The organism is Kribbella sp. NPDC043289 (genome assembly GCF_056436705.1).
Genome location: NZ_JBWKCB010000002.1, coordinates 803907 through 818747 on the forward strand (window position 1 = coordinate 803907; position 14841 = coordinate 818747).

At 69.1% G+C, this 14841-nt stretch carries 16 protein-coding genes; 11 read left to right on the plus strand and 5 right to left on the minus strand.

Annotated elements, in window-relative coordinates:
* The first annotated feature begins 132 nt into the window (after positions 1-132).
* The 5 genes from AC0662_RS15645 to AC0662_RS15665 all read left to right on the plus strand — a co-directional run bounded on the left by AC0662_RS15645 (position 133) and on the right by AC0662_RS15665 (position 4980).
* Positions 133-792, plus strand: coding sequence for a CpaB family protein (locus tag AC0662_RS15645; protein ID WP_478301219.1), 660 nt, complete (start codon positions 133-135; stop codon positions 790-792).
* The gene (locus tag AC0662_RS15650) at positions 792-2066 is read left to right on the plus strand and encodes a CpaE/TadZ family protein (RefSeq protein ID WP_478301221.1); all 1275 of its coding nucleotides are present in this window, start codon (positions 792-794) and stop codon (positions 2064-2066) included. Before AC0662_RS15645 ends, AC0662_RS15650 begins: the two co-directional genes overlap by 1 nt.
* A 124-nt stretch (positions 2067-2190) precedes the next feature.
* Positions 2191-2985, plus strand: coding sequence for a DUF4097 family beta strand repeat-containing protein (locus AC0662_RS15655; RefSeq protein ID WP_452199542.1), 795 nt, complete (start codon positions 2191-2193; stop codon positions 2983-2985).
* Positions 2986-3073: 88 nt separating this feature from the next.
* Positions 3074-3745: an HAD family hydrolase gene (locus AC0662_RS15660; RefSeq protein WP_478301223.1), complete on the plus strand. Its 672-nt coding sequence runs from the start codon at positions 3074-3076 to the stop codon at positions 3743-3745.
* The gene (locus tag AC0662_RS15665; RefSeq protein WP_478301225.1) at positions 3742-4980 is read left to right on the plus strand and encodes a glycosyltransferase 87 family protein; all 1239 of its coding nucleotides are present in this window, start codon (positions 3742-3744) and stop codon (positions 4978-4980) included. The genes AC0662_RS15660 and AC0662_RS15665 overlap by 4 nt, the downstream gene beginning before the upstream one ends.
* Here the strand turns inward: AC0662_RS15665 and AC0662_RS15670 are convergent.
* Genes AC0662_RS15670 through AC0662_RS15680 form a run of 3 tightly spaced genes read right to left on the minus strand, consistent with a single transcriptional unit; the run spans position 4940 to position 7490 of the window.
* On the minus strand, positions 4940-5683 hold the full coding sequence (locus tag AC0662_RS15670; RefSeq protein ID WP_452199548.1) for a nucleotidyltransferase domain-containing protein: 744 nt from the start codon (positions 5681-5683) through the stop codon (positions 4940-4942). The two genes, AC0662_RS15665 and AC0662_RS15670, sit on opposite strands and share 41 nt — an antisense overlap.
* Positions 5683-7011 (minus strand): hypothetical protein, encoded by a 1329-nt coding sequence (locus tag AC0662_RS15675; RefSeq protein ID WP_478301227.1) that lies wholly within the window; start codon positions 7009-7011, stop codon positions 5683-5685. Before AC0662_RS15675 ends, AC0662_RS15670 begins: the two co-directional genes overlap by 1 nt.
* Positions 7008-7490, minus strand: coding sequence for a cupredoxin domain-containing protein (locus AC0662_RS15680; RefSeq protein WP_452199551.1), 483 nt, complete (start codon positions 7488-7490; stop codon positions 7008-7010). Before AC0662_RS15680 ends, AC0662_RS15675 begins: the two co-directional genes overlap by 4 nt.
* 332 nt (positions 7491-7822) lie before the next feature.
* On the opposite strand from AC0662_RS15680, the gene AC0662_RS15685 reads away from it, so the two are divergent.
* From AC0662_RS15685 to AC0662_RS15710, 6 genes are all read left to right on the plus strand, one after another.
* Complete coding sequence (locus AC0662_RS15685; protein WP_478301229.1) at positions 7823-9289, plus strand: WS/DGAT/MGAT family O-acyltransferase; 1467 nt, start codon at positions 7823-7825, stop codon at positions 9287-9289.
* Positions 9286-9813, plus strand: coding sequence for a DUF6912 family protein (locus AC0662_RS15690; protein WP_478301231.1), 528 nt, complete (start codon positions 9286-9288; stop codon positions 9811-9813). Before AC0662_RS15685 ends, AC0662_RS15690 begins: the two co-directional genes overlap by 4 nt.
* A gap of 15 nt (positions 9814-9828) precedes the next feature.
* The gene (gene ku, locus AC0662_RS15695; protein WP_478301233.1) at positions 9829-10758 is read left to right on the plus strand and encodes a non-homologous end joining protein Ku; all 930 of its coding nucleotides are present in this window, start codon (positions 9829-9831) and stop codon (positions 10756-10758) included.
* Between the two features lie 20 nt (positions 10759-10778).
* The gene (locus AC0662_RS15700) at positions 10779-11249 is read left to right on the plus strand and encodes a VOC family protein (protein ID WP_452203896.1); all 471 of its coding nucleotides are present in this window, start codon (positions 10779-10781) and stop codon (positions 11247-11249) included.
* A 142-nt stretch (positions 11250-11391) separates the two neighbouring features.
* Entirely contained in the window at positions 11392-13020 is a 1629-nt protein-coding gene (gene pruA, locus AC0662_RS15705) for an L-glutamate gamma-semialdehyde dehydrogenase (RefSeq protein ID WP_478301235.1), read from the plus strand.
* Positions 13021-13225: 205 nt separating this feature from the next.
* Positions 13226-13918: a hypothetical protein gene (locus tag AC0662_RS15710; RefSeq protein WP_478301237.1), complete on the plus strand. Its 693-nt coding sequence runs from the start codon at positions 13226-13228 to the stop codon at positions 13916-13918.
* Between the two features lie 134 nt (positions 13919-14052).
* Here the strand turns inward: AC0662_RS15710 and AC0662_RS15715 are convergent, their stop codons facing one another.
* The gene (locus AC0662_RS15715; RefSeq protein WP_478301239.1) at positions 14053-14268 is read right to left on the minus strand and encodes a hypothetical protein; all 216 of its coding nucleotides are present in this window, start codon (positions 14266-14268) and stop codon (positions 14053-14055) included.
* A gap of 76 nt (positions 14269-14344) precedes the next feature.
* Positions 14345-14836: a DUF2505 domain-containing protein gene (locus AC0662_RS15720; protein WP_452203899.1), complete on the minus strand. Its 492-nt coding sequence runs from the start codon at positions 14834-14836 to the stop codon at positions 14345-14347.
* Between the last annotated feature and the right edge of the window lie 5 nt (positions 14837-14841).

Genomic DNA, 14841 nt, shown 5'->3' on the forward strand with positions numbered 1-14841 from the left:
GTTTGCCACGGTTGGCGAATGGATGATCGCGTTTGTCCCCAGGCCGTGACAGCCTGTGGATGACCGTTCACGTCCGGAACCGGGAACGGGCAGAATGTCCGCCGAGAGCGATCGATTGACTGGGGAGCCGACGTGGTCGAGACACAAGTGCGAAGTGGATTCGGTGCGCCGTCCGCGCCGGCCCAGCGGAACCGGAAGGCCCGCTGGAAGGACGGGCGTCTGGTCCTGGGCGTGCTGCTGGTCGCCGTCACCGCGCTGGCCGGCGCCAAGCTGCTGTCCTCCGCCGACGACACGACCACGATCCTGGCCGCCAAACACGAGCTCCGGGTCGGCGCCCCGCTCACCGGGGACGACCTGACCACGGTCCGGGTGCGCTTCACCAACGGCAACGACTCGGGCCGGTACCTGTCCGCCGACGCCGACGTGAAGGGCCTGGTCGTCGGGCGCACGGTCGGCGAGGGCGAGTTCCTCCCGAAGGATGCCGCCGTCCCGAAGTCCGAACAGACTCGCACCGAGATGCCGCTGTCGGTCGCGACCGGCCGCCTGCCGTCGGACACCGCGGTCGGCGACATCGTGGACGTCTGGGTGGTGCCGAAGGAGGAGGGGCAGTCGGCCAAGCCGCTGTGGAGCAGCGTGCGGGTGCTGCAGATCGACTCGGTGAAGGGCGTCTCGGGCAGCACGGCCCGGCGCCAGGTCCTGATCAGCCTCGCCTCCAGCGACCTGCCCCGCATCCCGGCCGCTCTGACTGCGATCAGTGCCGGCGAGCCGACCCTGGTGCGGAAGGGCAACTGATGGCGATCCCCGTCCTCCTGGCCGTGACCGGCGCGCCCTGGGAGGCAGAAGTCGTACGGCGGACCGAGCGCGCGCCCGGGATCAGAGTGGTCCGGCGCTGCGTCGACATCGCCGACGTGATGGCCGCGGCCGGTAGCGGGCAGGCCCGTGCGGTGCTGCTGGCCGACGCCCTGCCCCGGCTCTCGTCGGACGCCGTCGCCGCGCTGCACGCCCGAGGCATCGTCGTACTGGCGCTGGTCGACCCGACCGAGAACGGTGCGCCCTTCGGCGCCGAGGACCGGCTCGCCCGGATGGGGATCGAGCGGATCCTCCCGGCCGACGTGAGTCCGGGGGATCTCGGTCGCGCGGTCACCGACGCGGTCGACTCGGGTCCGCCGGTCTCCAACGCGCACTTCGCGGGCGGGTTCGTGCCGCTGACGCCGGACACGATCAATAGCGAGCCGCCGCCGTACCCCGAGGGAGCTGGCCGGCTGATCGCGGTCTGGGGGCCGACGGGCGCGCCCGGGCGGACGACGGTGGCCGTCAACCTTGCCTACGAGCTGGCGCTGAAGAAGATCCCGACGCTGCTCGCCGACGCCGATGTGTACGGCGGGACCGTCGCGCAGATGCTCGGGATGCTCGACGAGACGTCCGGGCTGGCCGCGGCGGCGCGCTCGGCGTCGAACGGTTCGCTCGACATGGTGATGCTCGCCAAGCACGCCCGGCAGGTGGATCCGCATCTCCTGGTGCTGACCGGCCTCAGCCGCGCGGACCGCTGGACCGAGCTGCGGCCGGCCGCGATCGAGTCGATCTGGTCGACCGCGCGGACGCTGGCGCCGGTGACGGTGGTGGATGCCGGGTTCTGCATCGAGACCGACGAGGAGATCTCGTTCGACTCGCTGGCCCCGCGGCGTAACGGGGCGACCGTCTCCACGCTGGAGGAGGCCGACGAGGTCATCGTCGTCGGTTCCGCGGACCCGGTCGGTCTGACCCGGCTGATCCGGGCGATCCACGAGGTGCGCGCCGTCGTACCGTCGGTCACCGTGCGCGTGGTGATGAACCGGGTCCGCTCCGGCACTCTCGGCGGCTCGCCGAACGAGGCGGCGGCCGAGGCGCTGGCGCAGTACGCCGGGATCGAGCCCGCGGCGTTCCTGCCGTTCGACCAGAGCGCGGTCGACGCCGCCATGTCGCACGGCCGCAGCCTCTCCGACGCGGCCAAGTCCAGCAAACTCCGCAAATCCCTCCAGCAACTCGCCACCACGATCCACAAGGAGCTGGCCGCCGTCCCCGCCTGACCCGGGATCAAAGGGCGGCGGAGTCAGGGTCGGATGGTGGGGATCTCGGGGACAACCCCGCCAGACAGTGCGGGTTTGGTGTGCCAGGGTTTGAGGTACTTCGATCCGTACTTCAGGGAGCGTCATGTCCGATGTCCAGGGGCGGCAGTCCAGTTCGATGAGCGCGCAGCGGCGGTACGGGATCGCCATCTCGATCGCGCTCATCCTGGGTGGCGTGTACTGGGCACTCACCGGGCTGACCGAGGGCACCAAGAGCGGCCAGCAGAGCTACCAGGTGCAGGGCGACTCGCTGCTGGTCAAGGGTGGGGCCGCGAAGGTCGAGATCCAGCCCGGGGACGGCACCGAACTGAAGGTCGACCGGCAGTTCGAGCGGAACGTGTTCGGTTCGGATCCGCAGGAGAGCTACGACGCGGGTGACAGCACGCTCGAGCTGAAGAGTGGCGGCTGCGGGTTCCTGTCGTTCGGGTGCAAGACCAGCTACGTCCTGACCGTGCCGCGGGACGTCAAGCTGAGGGTCGAGAGCAGTAGCGGGGACGTGACCGTGTCCGGGTTCGCGGGTGGGGCGGACGTGAAGACCAGCTCGGGCAACATCGACGTCCACGATGTCGGCGGGCCGCTCACGATGCGTTCGAGTTCGGGTGATCTCGCGGGGGACGGGTTGGCCGCGACCTCGGTGACGACGGCCAGTAGTTCGGGCAGCGCGACACTCGACTTCACGGTCGCGCCGCAGTCGGTCGAGGCGAAGTCGAGCTCGGGGGACGTCGAGATCCGGATCCCGTCCGGTGCCGAGTCGTACAAGGTCGACACCACCACCTCGTCCGGCGACGAGTCGGCGAACGTCAAGATCGACCCGAACGCCACCCGCACGATCAAGGCGAAGACGTCGTCCGGGGACGTCAGCATCGAGTACAACCACTGATCCCGGCGATTCCCGGCGGCCGTGTACGTGGAGTGAGCGCCGGGGCCGGAAGCGTCACGGAGGTCGCGGGCTGAGTAGTCTTGCCGCCATGGTTGAGGTGCGCGCGATGCCGCGAGGTCTGTTGGTGGACTGGGGCGGCGTGCTCACCTCCGGCCTGGAAGCGGCGCTGCGGCGCTGGGCGGAGCTGGACGACTTCGACTTCGACTCGTACCTGCGGGCGGTGCTCGCGTGGCTCCCGTCGGAGTCGCCGGAGGATGCGACCGCGGAGGCTGAGCTGAACCCGGTGCATGCCCTCGAGCGCGGCCAGATCGCCGTACCGGACTTCGAGCGCAAGCTGGCGTCCATGCTGGTACGGCGGGACGGGACGCCGGTGCCCGCCGAAGGACTGATCGAGCGGATGTTCGCGCACTTCGAGCACCAGCCGGCGATGGCGGCGCTGGTCCGGCGCGTCAACGAGCGCGGGATCCGGACCGCCCTGCTGTCGAACTCCTGGGGCAACACGTACCCGCGCGACACCTGGGCGGGCATGTTCGACGACATCGTGATCTCCGGTGAGGTCGGGTTGCGCAAGCCCGAGCCGGAGATCTTCCTGCTCGCCGCCGGCCGGCTGGACCTGAAGCCGGAGGAATGCGTGTTCGTCGACGACCTGCAACTGAACGTCGACGGCGCCCGTGCGGTCGGCATGACCGCGATACTTCACACCGAGTACGACGAGACCCGGCGAGCGCTGGAAACCCTGTTCGGAGCCGACCTGACGTGACCGTGACCACCCCTCCCTCCTCCCCTGTTCTGCCGGCCGGCCGCCGCCGCGTGCTGATCGCGATCGCCGGCTGTGCGGTCCTCGTTGCACTCGGTGCCTGGGTCGCCCACCTGTACGGCGGCATGATCGACCTGCGCGTCTACCGGATGGGCGGCTCGGTGCTGCTGCACGGTCAGTCGCTGTACGACGCGAAGCTGCCGGGCGGCTCCGATCTCCCGTTCACGTACCCGCCGTTCTCGGCGATCGCGATGGTCCCGCTCGCCGCCGTACCGTGGGGTGTCGCGCTGGTGGCCTGGACGACGATCTCGGTGCTGTCCATCACCGCGCTCTGGCGGACCAGCCTGCCGAAGACGTTCTGGTCGTTCATCAGCCAGCGCAAGCAGACCGCGGTGCTGATCGCGCTCACCCTGCTGTCGCTGCTGCTCGAACCGGTCTGGCAGACGATCCAGTTCGGCCAGATCAACCTGTTGCTGACCGCAATGATCCTGCTGGACCTGGTCCGGCCGAACGACGCGCGGCTGCGGGGGTTCTGGGTCGGCGTCGCGATCGGTGTGAAGCTGACGCCGCTACCGTTCCTCGCGTTGCTCGTGGTGACGAAGCAGTGGCGGGCGCTGCGCAACGCCGTACTCGGGCTGCTGGCGACGATGGCGGTCGGGTTCGTTGTCGTACCGCACCAGTCGTGGCGGTACTGGACCGACGTGATCCTGGACGCCAACCGGGTCGGTGGCATCGCGTACACCGGGAACCAGTCGTTCAACGGGTTCCTGCACCGGATCGGTGACGAGGCGAGCTGGGTGCAGCCGGTCTGGTTCCTGCTCTCGGCCGCGTTCGGGCTGATCGTGCTCTGGCTGGCCCGGCGGTACTGGCTGGCCGACGAACGCGTGACCGCGATTTCGGTACTGGCGCTCGCCGTGCTGTACGCGTCGCCGATCTCGTGGAGTCACCACTGGGTGTGGATCATCCCGCTCGGCGTCAGCCTGATCCGCGGCATCAACCGGGTCTGGGGACTGAACCCGGCGGTCGTCGCCGGCGTGCTGTTCTACGGCTTGTTCGTACTGCGCTCGATCTGGTGGGTCCCGTACCGCGACGACCGGGAGCTCGACTGGTCGTTCTGGCAGTCGATCCCCGGCAACTCGCACCTGATCGTCGGCATGGTCGCGTTCATCTTGCTCGCATGGACCAGCCGCGGACTGCCTAAGACCGCGTCAACTCCCGAACCGGCCGCCCAAGCCTGACCGCCAGGTCCGCGTCGACAAGCTCCACCTCGGCCAGCAGTACGTCGACACTCGCGCGAAACGCCCGCCGCAACTCGGCGAGCTCGAGCGACCGCACCAGCGTCGGCTCCACGGTCGTGCTGGCGACCAACGGCAACAGATGCAACCCGCGACCTTGCGAATGCGGAACGTCGTACCGCAGGCACATCAGCATCAGCACGTGGTCACGGACTCCACTGATCATGTACTCGGCCTGCCACACCTTGCCGCGCGCGATGCTCGATCGCGCGTGCAGGGCGTACAGCCACGCCATCCCCACCAGGTCGATCGGCGACGGCGCTTTCCAGACCGGCTGCTCCACGGTCTCTCCGAACAGCACTTGGAAGGCGGGACCGCGCGCGCCGAACTCGTCGGCCGGGGCGAAGGCGATGTCCACCTGCAGCGTGGACTCCAGCAGGAACACTCGGTAGACGGTCCCGCTCGACCACACGTCGGTGTGGTGGACGGCGCCGTGGTCCTTGTACAGCCGCGCCGTCCAGTCCTCCAGTACGGCCTGTTGGTCAGCGCTCGGGGCGAGGCCGAACGCGAGGTCGATGTCCGACCATTCGTCCTCGGCGCCGGACGCGGCCGATCCGGTCAGCGCGGCACCCGCGATGCGCGCGTCCGCTCGGGCCGCCTCGACCAGTCTGTCGCGGAGGGCCGAGCGTGCGGCGGGTGTGTACATCAGGAAGAGAACAGTAGGAGCAGGCCGCCGCAGGTGTAGCCGACCATGACGACGAGTAGCGGGAGCTGACCAGCCAGCGCCTTGGCGCGGGGGAACAGGGCGACCGCGCGGTCGTGGGCCGAGACGACGCCGAGCAGGTGACCGCCGACCACCGCCAGCACCTGGATCACCGCGATCGCCGTGCTGTGGTTGGTGATACCGGTGTTCACCGCGAGTAGACCCGTGCCGAAGATGTTCGCCCCGTTGCTCAGCGGGTCGCTCAGGTAGATCAGCGTCCGCTGCCCCTCGAGGATGAACAGGGTCAGGTAGTGCGCCACGACGTACCCGAAGGCGATCGGTACGAGGGAGTGCGCGAAGAGACCCGGGAGCGACGTACGGGAGCTGTCCGAGAGGCGGCCGGCGAGGAGCGTGGCGCCGGAGTACGTGACCAGCACGAACAGGATGAACACGATCAGTGCGGCGGTCCCGAGCCAGGTCATCGAGACGTCTTGGTTCTGCGCCCAGCCGATCCACGCCGACGAGTTCGAGAATCCGTCGTACGCCGTCGAGCCGAGCAGCGCGGCCACCAGTCCGACCAGGCCGGGCCGCGGCTGCATCCCGTCGAGGTTCTCCAGCGGACGCCGGACCACCAGCGCGCCGTCGGTCCGGCGGCCCCACGGCGAGAGGCGCGACATCAGCGTCGCGTACGCCTCGAACGGGTCGCCCTGCGCGAACCAGCGGTCACCGAACAGGATCGCGCCGAACAGCGTGATCACGACGTACAGCGCGATCCAGGCTTGCAGTACCGGAATCGTCGCGCGATCCGGCGCGACCAGCTCCAGCCAGGTGAACGCGAAGATCCCGAGTGCGGCCGGCCACAGTCCTACCCATGACGGGAGCTCGAGCAGACCCTTCGACGACGGCTGCCGGAGCAGTTTGGACAGCAGCAGGTGGATCGTGCGCAGCGGGTTGAGCGTCCGCCAGACCGGTCCGAGCAGGATCGAGATCGGGACCAGTCCGACCCAGACCAGGATGTAGATGAAGCCGAAGATCGGGTTCGTCAACCGGTCGACGCCGAACATCAGCGACACCATCGCGTACAGGAAGGTCGCCAGCCCGACCACGCGGACGATCCACCGGAACCAGCCGGCGTCGACCGTCCGGGTGATTGCGGCGGGCAACGGCTTCCCCGACGCGTTCCCGCGGTACTTCGGACTTCGCCACGCCAGCCCGAGGATCACGAACGAGACCGTCACCGCGACCGCGGCACCACCAACCGCCAGCCCGAACGGAACCGGAAGGTCTTGCCGCCCACCGATCCCGTGCAGGGGGAGGAGTTGTGCAATCACGAGACGACTAGTTTGGCGACCAGCTTGCCGCTCTTGTGGGTCTCCACCTCGAACGTGCCCTTCATGTTCGCGGTGAAGGTCACCGACGCGGGCTTGCCCGGGGTGAGCTCCAGCTCCTTGTCGTAGCCGTGGATGTGCAGCTCCTCGTCGGCGTCGCTGGTCGCCTTGACGAGCACGGTCTGTCCGGCCTTCACCTTGATCGTGGCGCCGCTCGGGTTGACCTTGCCGTTGGCAACGGTGACGTCGATGGTGACGTCGGCCTGCTCACCGGAGGGGTCCGCGGTGTTCGACGGGGAGCTGGTGTTCGGCGACCCCGGGGTCGGGGTGTTGGTCGGCAGGCTCGAGGTCGGGGTCGACGCGCTCGCTGACGGGGTGCTGGTTCCGCTGCCGGAATCGCCGCCACCACAGCCGGCCAGGACCAGCACGCCGAGGGTGGGCAGGAGAGCGGTGGCGGCACCGCGAGTGAGGGTCGAACGCATCGGTCCAGAAGCCTTTCGAGGGGTACGTGAACTTCTCAGGGTGCGGGACACACCCTCTTGCCTGACGAACACGAATGGCTCATCGTTCCCTGAGGAGGGCGTCTGGGACCCCTGCGCCTACTGCGCGGCACTCGGCGGGCACCTCACCGCGTTGGAGGAAAGGCCACGATGAAACCACATCGAGACCTTCCCTCCAGCGCGGCGAGGCACTCCGCCGAGCACCTGCTCGCGACGGCGCAGGGATCCCAGACGCCCTCCACGGTCAGTGTCGCAGCCCACTGTCTGACGTGGCCGCTAGGGTGACAGCAACTACTGAGAGGAAGGTGATGGCAATGCCCGATCGGCTGACGTCGCTCGACCTCACCTTTCTCAAGGCCGAGTCGCCGGCCACCCCGATGCATGTCGGGACGGTCGACATCTTCGAGCCGCCGGTGCACGGCGACGAGGGGTTCGACTACGAGAGCCTGGTGGCGCTGATCCGCGACCGGATCGCGTTCGTGCCGCGGTACCGGCAGCGCGTCCAGCAGATCCCCGGCCGGTTCGCTGGGCCGGTGTGGGTGGACGACGAAGAGTTCGACATCACCTTCCACGTCCGCCGCTCCGCGCTGCCCCGCCCGGGCACGCACGCGCAGCTGCTCGAGCTGGTCGCCCGGATCATGTCCCGGCGGCTCGACCGGGCCCGGCCGTTGTGGGAGATGTACCTGGTCGAGGGTCTGGAAGGTGACCGGTTCGCGATCATCGCGAAGTCCCACCAGGCGCTTGTCGACGGCAACAGCACGGTCGACATCGGTCAGGTCGTGCTGGACGCGACCGCGCACCCCCGGGACACACCGACCGACACCTGGCAGCCCGACCACCCACCGTCCGCGCTGGAGCTGCTCGCCGGCGTGTTCATCGACGCCGGCCGGCATCCGACCGCGGCCCTGGAGTTGGCTCGCGCCGAGATCGCCAGCCTGACCGGTTCGACTTCGGTCCGCGAGGTGCTCGGTGACGTGGTCGGTTCGCTGGTCGCGCAGCGGCACGCGCAGGACAGCACGCTGCACGTGAAGACGTCCGGTCAGCGCCGCTTCACCACCGTGCAGACCGACCTGGAGGACTACCGGACCGTCCGGGCGATGCACGGCGGCACCGTCAACGACGTGATCCTCGCCGTGGTCGCCGGTGCGCTACGGGCCTGGATGATGACCCGCGGTGAGGGCGTCGGCCCGACCCGGAGCGTGCGCGCGGTGGTCCCGGTCAGCATCCGCGACGACGAGGACGAGGAGCCGACCTCGCTCGGCTCCCGCGTGATCGCCTCCGCGGTGAACCTGCCGATCGGGGAGAACTCCCCGGTCATGCGGCTGCACCAGATCTCGTACCAGACCAAGGTGCACAAGGACACCGGCCGCGCGGTCAGCGCCCGCTCGCTGGTCGGCATCGCCGGGTTCGCCCCGACGACGCTGCACGCGCTCGCCGCCCGGGTCGCGACCACCACGGTGCGGCCGATCGACGACGTGGTGATCACCAACGTGCCGGGTCCGCAGTTCCCGCTGTACGCGCAGGGTGCCCCGATGCTGGCGTCGTACCCGGTAGTTCCGTTGATGCCCGGGCAAGGGCTCTCCGTCGGCGTCACGTCGTACGACGGCAAGGTGTACTACGGTCTGAACGCGGACCGCACCGCCATGCCGGACCTCGCTGTTTTCGCCCAATGTGTGACCGATGCGCTGGACGAGTTGCTGGACACCACCAAGGGCAGCCGGAACCGGGCCTCCCGGGGCCGGAAGAAACCCCGCGGTACCAACAAGAAGGCGGGTTCATGAGGGTCTACATCCCATCCACGCTCCGGTTGCTGAGCGTGGCGTGCAACGCTGGGGAGATCGGTCCGGCCCCGCTGACGGCGTACGGCGTGACCCCGGCGCTGCGGGAGTGGTACGCCGACGGCGACGACGAGGAGCTGGAGTACGCCGCGATGGCGCAGGCGGCCCGCGCCTCGGTGGGACTGCTGGCCGACGATTCGGGGACCGCTCGGCGACGCGTGGTGATCGCTGCCGAGGTGAGCGCCGTACCGCCGGCCGACGGGTCGGTGGAGCTCGGTGACGCCCGGCTCGAGCTGCACGTGGTGATCCCGTGGCGCCTGGTGGCCTCGGTGCACCTGGACGCGGCCGACGCGATCCCGGTGGTCGGGAAGGCCGCGGACCTCTGGGAGGCCGCTCAGAACGGCAACGACGACGCGGTGTTCGCCCTGGATTCGTGCGAGGGTGAAGACCTGATGTGGTACGCGACACAGGAGATTCCAGATCTGCTCGCGGCGGAGGGGCCGCGGGGGCGGAACGGATCAATCTGACGGGAGCTGATGGCGATGCAGGCGATCTGGAAGGGGGCCATCTCGTTCGGGATGGTGACGATCCCGATCAAGGTGTTCTCCGCGACCGAGGAGAAGGACATCTCGTTCCGCCAGGTGCACGTCGCCGACGGGGGCCGGATCCGGTACAAGCGGATCTGTTCGATCGACGGCGAAGAGGTGCCGTACTCCGACATCGGCAAGGGGTACGAGATGCCCGACGGCCGGATGGTGGTGCTGGACTCCGACGACTTCGCGGACCTGCCGCTGTCCAGCAAGAAGGTCATCGACGTGCTCGAGTTCGTGCCGGCGGACCAGGTCGACCCGCTCTACCTGGGGAAGTCCTACTACCTGGCCGCTGACGGTGGTCCGGGCGCGAAGCCGTACGTACTGCTCCGGGACGCCCTCGAGGGCTCCGAGCTGTACGCGCTGGTCAAGGTCGCGTTGCGGTCCCGGGAGAGCCTCGGGCTGCTCCGCACCGTGGACGACGTCCTGGTGCTGCAGGTGATGCTGTGGCCGGACGAGATCCGGGACAAGTCGTTCGCGGCGCCGTCCGAGGACGTGGAGATCCGGTCCCAGGAGAAGGCGATGGCGTCGTCGTACATCGACACGCTGCGCGGTGAGTTCGACCCGGATCAGTACCACGACGAGTACCGCGTGGCGCTGGAGAAGGTCGTCGAGGCGAAGGCCGAAGGCGTGCCGCTGCCGGAGTCCGAGGAAGAGGAGACCGAGGGCGCCGAGGTCGTCGACCTGGTCGCTGCGCTGCGCGCCTCCGTCGAGGCCGCCAAGGCCCGGCGTGCGGGCGGTGGCGCCGCGGACGCCGAGCCGGCGAAGAAGGCACCGGCCAAGAAGGCCGCCGCGAAGAAGGCGCCGGCTAAGAAGGCTGCCGCCGCCAAGAAGGCGCCGGCCAAGAAGACCGCCAAGAAGGCCACCAAGAAGTCGGCCTGACTGGGCTGAGGGGGAATCGCATGACCGATCTGCCGGTACAGCCGACGACGACCGAGATCCCGAAGGACATCTCCGAGATCCCGGACGATCCGAGCGCGGTCGTGGTGAAGCCGGGGGCGTACCTGCTGGAGCTGATCCCGATCCCGGTGTCCGACATCGAGCGGGCCAAGCAGTTCTACACCGAGCAGTGCGGCTTCCACCTCGACGTCGACGTGACGCCGGCCGAGGGGGTGCGGATCATTCAGCTCACCCCACCGGGGTCGTTCTGCTCGATCAGCCTCACCACCGGGCTGGACCAGTTGGCGATGCCGCCCGGTACCCAGCGCGGCCTGCACCTGGTTGTGAAGGACATCGAGGCGGCTCGCCAGGAGCTGATCGGGCGCGGCGTCGAGGTCAGCGAGACCCAGGACATGGGAGGCGTGTTCTACGCCTGGTTCGAGGACCCGGACGGCAACACGTGGGCCCTCCAACACATGCCGTGGCGCCGCTAGCACCTGGTTGTCCACAGGGGCTACCAGTCGGGTTCGTGGTCCGGGGGTACGGCGTGGCACGATGCAGAGGTCACGGGTTGCGCCGGCCATCCGCACCGGTCCCTGCCCGCACGGTCCACCACACGATCGAGGAGTCCGCAGCATGGATGCCGTCACCGCCGTCCCGACGCCCGCCAACGAGCCCGTCAAGGGCTATGCGCCCGGTTCGGCCGAGCGCGCGAGCCTGGAAGGGAAGCTGAAGGAGCTCACCGCGGCCGGTGCGATCGACCTGACCTGCACCATCGGCGGCGAGCAGAAGCTCGGCGGCGGCGCGCGGGTCGGCGTGGTGCAGCCGCACAAGCACGCGCACGTCCTCGGCACCCTCGGCAACGCGACCGAAGCGGACGGTAAGGCCGCTGTCGACGCGGCGCTCGCGGCGGCGCCGTCGTGGCGCTCGCTGTCCTTCGACGACCGCGCCGCGATCTTCCTGAAGGCCGCTGACCTGCTCGCCGGCCCGTGGCGCGACACGCTGAACGCGGCCACCATGCTCGGTCAGTCGAAGACCGTCCAGCAGGCCGAGATCGACGCGGCGTGCGAGCTGATCGACTTCCTCCGGTTCAACGTGGCGTTCGCGCGGCAGATCGTCAGCGACCAGCCGATCTCGTCCCCGGGCGTGTGGAACCGGGTCGACTACCGGCCGCTCGAGGGCTTCGTCTACGCGATCACCCCGTTCAACTTCACCGCGATCGCCGGCAACCTGCCGACCGCGCCCGCGCTGATGGGCAACACCGTGGTCTGGAAGCCGTCGCCGACGCAGCAGTTCGCGGCGCACTGGACGATGCGGCTGTTCGAGGCCGCGGGCCTGCCGGCCGGCGTGATCAACCTGGTCACCGGTGACGGCCTCGAGGTGAGCAAGGCCGCGCTGACGCATCCGGATCTCGCGGGCATCCACTTCACCGGCTCGACGAAGACGTTCCAGTCGCTGTGGGGGACGGTCGGGACGAACATCGCGGCGTACAAGACGTACCCGCGGCTGGTCGGCGAGACCGGTGGCAAGGACTTCATCCTGGCGCATCCGTCGGCGGACCCGGCGGTGCTGAAGACCGCGATGGTGCGGGGCGCGTTCGAGTACCAGGGGCAGAAGTGCTCGGCGGCGTCGCGTTCCTACGTGCCGCGCTCGGTGTGGAACCTGATCAAGGACGACATCGTCGCCGAGACCGAGTCGCTGACGATGGGCGACGTCACCGACCTGTCGAACTTCATCGGCGCCGTGATCGACGACCGCGCGTTCGCCAAGCACAAGGCCGCGCTGGACCGCGCCCAGGCGACGTCCTCGATCGACGTTGTTGCCGGTGGCACCTATGACGACAGCGAGGGGTACTTCGTCCGCCCGACGCTGCTGGTCTCCGACGACCCGACCGACGAGATCTTCACCATGGAGTACTTCGGCCCGATCCTCGGCGTGCACGTGTACGACGACGCGGACTACGCGACCGTGATGAAGAACATGGAGCACTCCGCGCCGTACGGTCTGACCGGCGCCGTGATCGCCCAGGACCGGCACGCTGTCGCCGAGGCCGCCGAGTACCTGCGCTTCGCGGCCGGCAACTTCTACGTCAACGACAAGCCGACCGGCGCCGTCGTCGGCCAGCAGCCCTTCGGCGGCGCCCGCGCCTCCGGCACCAACGACAAGGCCGGCTCGATGTGGAACCTGATCCGCTGGGCCTCCCCGCGGTCGATGAAGGAAACCTTCGCCCCGCCAACCGACTACCGCTACCCCCACCAGGGCTGAGTACCCGCCCCACCGGCGCAGCTGGCGGGGCGAGCGGGCGGGGCGTGCGGGCTGGTCGAGTGTTGGGGGCTTGCACAGGAACTGGTGGGTTGAGACCTGTTATTTCCTGTGCACGGTCACTGGTTCCTGTGCCCGGACACGGCAGTCGTCCCAGCCGGAGATATCGGGGTGCGGTGGGCTCAGCTGGGTGTTTATGCTCGGCGGCGTGACTGGCGGCGAGGGGAGCGTCTCTCGGGCCGTGCTGCGTGCGCTGGAGCCGGAAGGTGACCACCGTGACGTGGCGCGTGTGTTGTTGCAGGCGGGGTGGACGCCGTGCGGGGCGGGGGACTGGGCGGTCGCTTATCGGTCGCCGGACGGTCGTGTTGCGGCGCGGATCAGTCCGTTCGACCCGGCCGGGCCGTACACGGCCGCGTTGTATCGAGAGGCGGCGCACACACGCCAGGTCCCACGGCTCCTTGCCCATCGTCGGTTGGCGGGCGGCGGGGATCTGCAACTGCTGGAGTGGCTCGAACCGGTCGCTCCGGATCAGGCGGCCAGGTTCCATCGAACCCTGGCCGACCGCGCTCCCGAGCTGGCCGAGCTCGCGGACGTCGTACGCCGGGTGTACGAGCGGGGACAGCTGGAGCTGCCGTGGTTCGCGCCGCGGCTGGACGACAACCCGGACAACATCATGCGGACCGCGGACGGTCGGCTCGTCGCGGCGGACCTGTTCAGCGCGGACGGGCCCAGGCTCTACGCGGCGGTGGTCGACGACCCTGATCTGGTCGTGGCGCGGATCCCCGAACGCGAGCGGCGTTTCATCACCGAGATCCCGCTGGCCAACACCGGCCCCTGGGCGCCCGAGGTCCGGCAAGCAATGCGTACCGGCCTAGCGGCCGCCGACGCCCGGGCCCGCTGACAGTTGTTCGGTACGTCGGGTCGGACCCCGACTGGCGGGTTCTGGGTCCGGTGCCGGGCTGTAACGCGCCACCGGGTAAACAACCGACCAGCAGGCAGACGAGCGGGACAGACCGGGTTGCGTGGTCTGCGGGGTCAGGCGGTTTGGGTGAGTTCTTGGGTGGGTGGGTCTACCAGGAGGGCGGATCCGCAGGCGGTGCAGATCCATTCAGCCGGCTCGTCGACCTGGTAGTCCGCGGGGTCGAGGCGTTCGAACGGCATGACCGTGGCGCAGAAGGCGCAGTACTGGTCGGTGTCGGGGGCCTCGACAGATGTGGTGCGGTCGCGGTTCTTGCGCAGGGAACTTCGCATGACGACGGTCACCTCCGGTGCGACTCTTGATTTCAGGTTGCCACCGGAGGTGATCAGGTCAGCGCAGCGACACGGCTTACTTCGCGCTCCACTCGCGGCCGAGGTCGTGTTCCTTGACCAGGCCGGCGCGGATGGCGTCGACGACGATTGGCTCGAGCTTCTTCCCGATCAGCGGTACGGCGACCTTGACGTCGAGCTCGATCGCCTGGACGGTCTGCGCGCCGTTCGGGGTGATGCTCGCGGTGCCCTTCAGCGTGACCGGGGTGTTGCTGATCTCGCCGGACACGTCCGCCTTCCGTGAACCGTCGGCGGCGGGTGCGTGCCAGGTCTCGGTCTGGACGACGGTCAGCGTCTCGCCGACGAACTTCCGGGCCATGTCCGGAATGTCGGTGGCCGGCATCTTGCGCTGGACCCGGACGATCGTGTCGGCGCCTGATGTGCTCACCTTCACGTCGTACGACAGCGCCTTGGTCTTCTCGCAGGCCTGCTCGCGGAACGTGGTGTCGGTGACGATCGCGAACACTTCCTCAGGGGTGGCGTCGTACGACGCCGACAGCTTCAGCTCCATGCGGC